General features: G+C 61.0%; 8 protein-coding genes. 3 read left to right on the top strand and 5 right to left on the bottom strand.

Annotated elements, in window-relative coordinates:
• On the top strand, positions 1 to 468 hold a 468-nt coding region (locus AC1D1Z_RS33125; protein WP_477853085.1), incomplete at its 5' end, for a methyltransferase family protein.
• 60 nt (positions 469 to 528) lie between these two features.
• On the opposite strand, the gene AC1D1Z_RS33120 is transcribed toward AC1D1Z_RS33125, so the two are convergent.
• The 3 genes from AC1D1Z_RS33120 to AC1D1Z_RS33110 form a co-directional block, all read right to left on the bottom strand.
• On the bottom strand, positions 529 to 894 hold the full coding sequence (locus AC1D1Z_RS33120) for a hypothetical protein (RefSeq protein WP_018242137.1): 366 nt from the start codon (positions 892 to 894) through the stop codon (positions 529 to 531).
• Positions 895 to 1,215: 321 nt separating this feature from the next.
• Positions 1,216 to 1,725 carry a BON domain-containing protein gene (locus tag AC1D1Z_RS33115; RefSeq protein ID WP_018445248.1) on the bottom strand — a complete coding sequence of 170 codons (510 nt, stop codon included), beginning with the start codon at positions 1,723 to 1,725 and terminating at the stop codon, positions 1,216 to 1,218.
• 83 nt (positions 1,726 to 1,808) lie between these two features.
• Positions 1,809 to 2,303 carry a peptide deformylase gene (locus tag AC1D1Z_RS33110; RefSeq protein ID WP_113544424.1) on the bottom strand — a complete coding sequence of 165 codons (495 nt, stop codon included), beginning with the start codon at positions 2,301 to 2,303 and terminating at the stop codon, positions 1,809 to 1,811.
• Between the two features lie 242 nt (positions 2,304 to 2,545).
• On the opposite strand from AC1D1Z_RS33110, the gene mgtE reads away from it, so the two are divergent.
• Complete coding sequence (mgtE, locus tag AC1D1Z_RS33105) at positions 2,546 to 3,961, top strand: magnesium transporter (protein WP_018242134.1); 1,416 nt, start codon at positions 2,546 to 2,548, stop codon at positions 3,959 to 3,961.
• Positions 3,962 to 4,024: 63 nt separating this feature from the next.
• On the top strand, positions 4,025 to 4,417 hold the full coding sequence (locus tag AC1D1Z_RS33100) for a MerR family transcriptional regulator (RefSeq protein ID WP_018242133.1): 393 nt from the start codon (positions 4,025 to 4,027) through the stop codon (positions 4,415 to 4,417).
• Positions 4,418 to 4,441: 24 nt separating this feature from the next.
• Here AC1D1Z_RS33100 and AC1D1Z_RS33095 read toward each other — a convergent pair whose 3' ends face one another.
• Together AC1D1Z_RS33095 and AC1D1Z_RS33090 are read right to left on the bottom strand one after the other, a co-directional pair.
• Entirely contained in the window at positions 4,442 to 5,431 is a 990-nt protein-coding gene (locus AC1D1Z_RS33095) for a heparan-alpha-glucosaminide N-acetyltransferase (protein WP_113544425.1), read from the bottom strand.
• On the bottom strand, positions 5,431 to 5,751 hold a 321-nt coding region (locus tag AC1D1Z_RS33090), incomplete at its 5' end, for a DUF599 family protein (RefSeq protein WP_477853081.1). The genes AC1D1Z_RS33095 and AC1D1Z_RS33090, both read right to left, overlap by 1 nt.

The raw sequence follows: 5,751 nt of genomic DNA, 5'->3' as shown, positions 1-5,751 counted from the left end.
GCCTTCCTCATCCTGACCCGCCGGACGACGAGAAATGCGTCGCTGCGCCTCTTTGATTGGACGGTCACCGCCATCGGGACGATCTTCCCGCTGCTTGCCACGCCCTCCGCGACACAGCCGCTAGCGCCACTCGCGTTCTGCGGGACGGCGATGGCACTCGGTTTTGTCCTGCAGATATCGGCAAAGCTGACATTGCTGCGAAGCTTCGGCCTGGTGCCGGCCAATCGCGGCGTCAAGATCGGCGGGCCTTACAAATTTGTCCGCCATCCGATGTATGCGGGTTATCTGATGACACACATCGGCTTCTTCCTGGTCCATCCGAGCCTTTGGAATTTTGCCATCTATGCGACGGCCCTCACCGCCCAATGTTTCCGCTTGTTGGCGGAGGAGCGTCTGCTCAAGCAGGATCCTGCCTACGAGGCCTTCATGGCCACGACCCGTTACCGGCTCGTTCCATTCGTATTCTAAGACGACATAAAGATGGATTGAAAAGAGAAGGGCCGGTTTCCGGCCCTTTCTTTTGTCGGATCAATGCGTTGCGCGGCATGCTTCAGTGCGGGAAGCGCCGCTGTCGGCACCCTTGGTATGGGAGCCCTTCGGGCCGATCATGCTATGGCATGGGGGCAGCGGCGTGATGCTGGCCGTTGCGGTCTTGTCGACGGCAGGGGCTGCCATGGCGCTCGGTGCGAAGCCGTCGCTGTCATTGGTGTAGTCGCTGGAATAGGACGGAGCCTTGCGGCTGCTGTAGTGCACTGGGGCCGGCTTCGAGGTGGGGCTCGGCGCGAAGCCGTCGCTGTCGTTGGTGTAGTCGTCGGAATAGGTCGGCTGGGCGAAGGCAGCGCCTGCAAGGCTGACGGCGAACAGGGACGCGGCAAGGGCAAATTTGATGCGCATGGGTTTATCTCCTCAATCTGCTGTTGAATTCCACAACATAAACTAACCCTCGGCACACACGAGTTCGCGCCCCAATTCAGGCAATTTTGTGATAATATGGCGACGCACCCGCGACCTTTTGTCCAAATGAAATCACAGTGTTGTCAACGAAATTGACCTTCGCGTGACAGAAGCCGCCTAACAAAAATAGGCGATTGGTGTCACGAATAAGACAGCTGGTGCTGCAATCTTAAATTGTTAACTTTTGGTAATATTGGGAAAGATCACCAACGGCAGGCGGCAGCCCGCCTTCGGTTGGTGATCTGCGCCTTGGGCGTGAAGTCAGTCGTCGTTCGGGATATGCGCGTCGACACCGGTCAGCTGCAGTTTGTTGCGGACGTGACGGACGCCATCGACCGAAAGCGCGCCGAGTTCGACCTTGCGAGCGATGCCGATCGTCTCCACCGACCCTTCCAGGGTGACGACGTGACCATCTGCATGAACCTCGATGCTGTCGATGTCGACCTCAGGAATGTTTTCGAGATTGTCGTTCACCCGCGCTTCGAGATCGTCGCTTTCATCGCGGTCGATCGTATCGGCGCGCAGGGAATCCTTCAGGCGATTCTCGTTGCCGTCCTCATCCGTGCCATCGACCCGGAAGCCCTTGTTGGGATCGCTGTCGAAATTGGCTGCGGTCTCGCCATAAGGGCGGTTGGCGGGGTCGGCGCCGCTACCGTCGGCATAGGGCCAGCCATCGTCGAGATTGCGCTCTTCGAGGTCGCGATAATCTTCCTCCCGGGAAAGCTCAGGCTTTTCCCGGGAAATCGGGGGCTTGTCACCGATTCTTGCCATTGCAGTCGCTCCTTGTTTCTTTGCTGGAAACGCCGGCAACGGCGAATGGTTCGGCATGGACGGCGATTTGTCGGCCGTGATTGTCAGCCCTGGGCCTTCTCCCATTTTTTCACGAGACGGTCGCGTTTCAGCCGTGAGAGGCGCTGTAGCCAGAAAATGCCGTCGAGCTGGTCGACCTCGTGCTGAATGCAGATGGCAAGGAAATCTTCGGCACCGTCCTCGTGCATGGCGCCCTCGGCATCCTGATAGCGGAAGCGGATCGCCCGCGGGCGCGTGACCTCGTCGGTCGCACCGGGCATGGAGACGCTTCCTTCGGTATGGCTAATCGTCTCCTTCGAAAACCAGGTGATATGAGGATTGACGTAGAGGCGCACGCCGTCGGCCTTGTCGAGTTCCAGCACGGTGACACGGTTGAAGACACCGATATGGGCGGCGGTGATACCGACGCCGGGGGCAGCGCGCATCGTCACCAGCAGGTCGTCGGCAAGCGCGGCGAGCGAGGAATCAAAGGCCGTCACCGGTACGCAGACAGTCTTCAGGCCCGGATGTGGATAGCGCAAAATTGGACGGATGGGCATGGGGCAAGGTTCCTCTGCTTGGACGGGTGAGGAAACTATCGCCGGCCACGAGCATTGTCATCACGAAGCGCGGTTTGCCGCTTTACGACACGGGTGCTTTGGGCTAGCAGGGGCCAAGAATTCCGGCTGCGGGAGCCTCGCGCTGGATTCGCTTATCCGCTTGTTGATAATGTGTTTTCGGCCGACATTTGCGAATGCGGCGCGGCAGTCGTTGAAATTCGAACCAGATGCGAGGGCGGCAGATGACGACGACCGATGAGGAAGACCGCATTCGCAGGCGTCCCGATGACGAGGACGCCGATATCTACGACGAGGACGGCAATGTCCGCAGCGATTTCCTGGCGCTCGTCGGTGCTGCGATCGCCGACCGCGACACGCTTTTCCTGCGCCAGAACGTGGCCCGCCTGCATGAATCGGAAATAGGCGACCTGTTGGAATCGATCCAGCCGGATCAGCGCCTGGCGCTGGTGCGCCTTCTCGGCGACGATTTCGATATGACGGCGCTGACCGAGGTCGACGAGGCGATCCGCCGCGAGATCGTCGACCAGATGCCGAACGCGCAGATCGCCGCCGCGATCGGCGAGCTCGATTCGGACGATGCCGTCTACATTCTCGAGGACCTCGACAAGGAGGACCGGGAGGAAATCCTCGCCCAGCTGCCGTTCACCGAGCGGGTACGGCTGCGCCGGGCTCTCGACTATCCCGAAAGCTCGGCCGGGCGTCGCATGCAGACGGAATTCGTCGCCGTGCCGCCGTTCTGGACAGTCGGCCAGACGATCGACTACATGCGCGACGAGGAGGATCTGCCCTATTCCTTCTCGCAGATCTTCGTCATCGATCCGACCTTCAAGCTGCTCGGCGCCGTCGATCTCGACCAGATCCTGCGCACCAAGCGGCAGACGAAGATCGAGCAGATCATGCGTGAGACCAACCATCCGGTCCCAGCCGAGATGGACCAGGAGGAGGCCGCCCAGCTCTTCGAACAGTACGACCTTCTCTCGGCTGCCGTCGTCGACGAAAACGGCCGGCTGGTCGGTGTGCTGACCATCGACGATGTCGTCGACGTCATCCACGAGGAGGCAGACGAAGACATCAAGCGCCTCGGCGGCGTCGGCGACGAAGAGCTGTCGGACAATGTGCTGTCGACGGTGCGTTCGCGCTTCCTGTGGCTTTTGATCAATCTCGGCACGGCGATGCTGTCGGCAAGCGTCATCGGCCTGTTCGACGCCTCGATCGAGAAGATGATCGCGCTTGCGGTGCTGATGCCGATCGTCGCCTCGATGGGCGGCAATGCCGGCACGCAGACGATGACGGTGACGGTACGCGCGCTCGCCACCCGCGATCTCGACATCTACAATGCCGGCCGCATCATCCGCAGGGAGGCGGGCGTCGGCATCTTGAACGGCATCGTCTTTGCGACGATCATGGGCGCGATCGCCGGTACCTGGTTCCACGACTACCAGCTCGGCGGGGTGATTGCGGCGGCGATGATTATCAATCTGATAGCGGCAGCCCTTGCCGGCATCCTGCTGCCGCTGCTGCTCGACAAGATGGGGGCCGACCCGGCGATCGCCTCTTCCGTCTTCGTCACAACGGTGACGGACTGTACCGGCTTCTTCGCCTTTCTCGGCATCGCCACATGGTGGTTCGGCATCTGAACCGCCAAAAATTGACTATTACGTAAAAGTCAATATTATCGTCTGTCCGACGACGGGGAACACATGCCGGTGAACAAGTTTTATAGCATAACGGAGCTGACGCGCGAATTCGGGGTCTCGACGCGCACGCTCCGCTTCTACGAGGACGAGGGACTGATCCATCCGGAGCGGCGCGGGCGCACCCGTCTGTTCCGGCAAGCCGACCGGCGGCTCATCGCCGAAATCCTCCGCGGCCGGCGCATCGGTTTCACCATCGCCGAAATCCGTGAGATCATCCAGGTCTACAAGGAGCCGCCGGGCGAACTCGGCCAGCTGAAGCTCCTGATGAAGCGCGTCGACGAGAAGCGCGACGACCTGCGCCAGAAGCGCAAGGATATCGACGACACGCTGGCGGAACTCGATGCTATCGAAGAGACCTGCCTCGGCCGCCTCGCCGAAATCGGCGTCACCACCTGATCACGCGCCGCATTGTCGGCGAATTCATTCAGCCTCGGCGCTGCATTCGGCGGCAATGGTCTGGACCCGCTCGTCGTTCTGTATATCGATCGCACCCGCCTGAAGCGGCGTGAACAGGGCCTGCGCCTGCAATTTCTCCAGCGTGCACTGGCAGAAGCTGCGGCAGAGCGCTTCGCCTTGCTGCATGACGCAAGAGGCGTTGCATTGCCTTAGGTAAGTCGCAACCGGATCCGGCGCCTGCGGTGGGACGACGAGGGACAGCCCGTAGGCGATAGCGATCAACACCGGCTGGTGGATGAGGTAAAAGGCAAGGCTGTGGCGGCCAAGCCTCGCCGGCCACCAGGAGCCGGTGCCGATGGCCGCAAGCCGGTGCAGCAACCGGGTTCTGATGGCGATCGAGGCGATGCTCAATCCAGCGAAGAAGGGCGTTGCCCAGGGAAACAGCGGCACGTAGTCGTTGGACCGTTCCGGCATCACCGCAAGTCCGATCCAGGCGAGATATCGGGGATCGAAGAAGGATGAGCGCAGCAGGCCGGGCGGGCCGAAATTGTCGGTGATCCAGGCGGCAAAGAGCGCGAGCGTGGCGATGAGGGTGAAGGCGAGAGGCAGTCTCAAAAAAACGATGCCGATGAGCGAGAGCACCGCGATACAATGCAGGATGCCGAAATAGATCCACTCGTCCGGCATCGCGATGCGCGTGGCGATCGAGATCACCGCGGCTGCCGCGGCAATCATGCCGAAGCGCTTCCAGAAGGAGGGCCAGCGAATCTCGGGCTTGCTCGACAGCACCAGGCTGATGCCGACGATGAAGAGAAAGGTCGTGGCGATCGCCCGGGCATAGATCTTCAGCCAGCCGGTCTCGGCCGTGCCCGGCGCGAGATAGCCCATGAACTCCATATCCCAGCTGAAATGGTAGCTCGCCATGGCGATCAGCGCGACGCCGCGCGCCGTATCCAATAGACCGATGCGCGGTGGCCTTGCCGCCGCATCGGTTTCCGTTGCCGGCAATGTCATCAGAGTCCCTCGGGCAAATCACGTCCGTCGCTCGACGGCATATCGCGGCGAATAGCAGAAAGGTGGAGATTTGATGGCGCGCCGGCATCCATGATCGCCAGCCGCGCCTCCGAGAAGAATTGCCGCCGCGCCAGCACGAAGATGACGATCGCCGTCGTCATCATGAAGACATAAGGGTTGATGAACCAGCCGAGATAACCAATCGACAGGAAGATCGCCCTGAGGCCCTCGTTGAAATTTCTGCCGGCAATGACATTCATGCGGATGACGCGTTCGGCGGCCCGCTCGGCGGCGATGATGTCGCGCTCGCTGTCGCGCAT

It is taken from the genome of Rhizobium sp. P1_E1 (genome assembly GCF_056406015.1).
The sequence above is the reverse complement of the archived record's forward strand: the minus strand, read 5'-3'. Positions and strand labels throughout refer to the sequence as shown.

Coding starts and splice junctions, on each gene's coding strand:
- AC1D1Z_RS33100 (WP_018242133.1), top strand. CDS start 4,025: ATGCCGGTGAACAAGTTTTATAGCATAACGGAGCTGACGCGCGAATTC.
- AC1D1Z_RS33115 (WP_018445248.1), bottom strand. CDS start 1,725: ATGGCAAGAATCGGTGACAAGCCCCCGATTTCCCGGGAAAAGCCTGAG.
- AC1D1Z_RS33110 (WP_113544424.1), bottom strand. CDS start 2,303: ATGCCCATCCGTCCAATTTTGCGCTATCCACATCCGGGCCTGAAGACT.
- mgtE (WP_018242134.1), top strand. CDS start 2,546: ATGACGACGACCGATGAGGAAGACCGCATTCGCAGGCGTCCCGATGAC.
- AC1D1Z_RS33120 (WP_018242137.1), bottom strand. CDS start 894: ATGCGCATCAAATTTGCCCTTGCCGCGTCCCTGTTCGCCGTCAGCCTT.
- AC1D1Z_RS33095 (WP_113544425.1), bottom strand. CDS start 5,431: ATGACATTGCCGGCAACGGAAACCGATGCGGCGGCAAGGCCACCGCGC.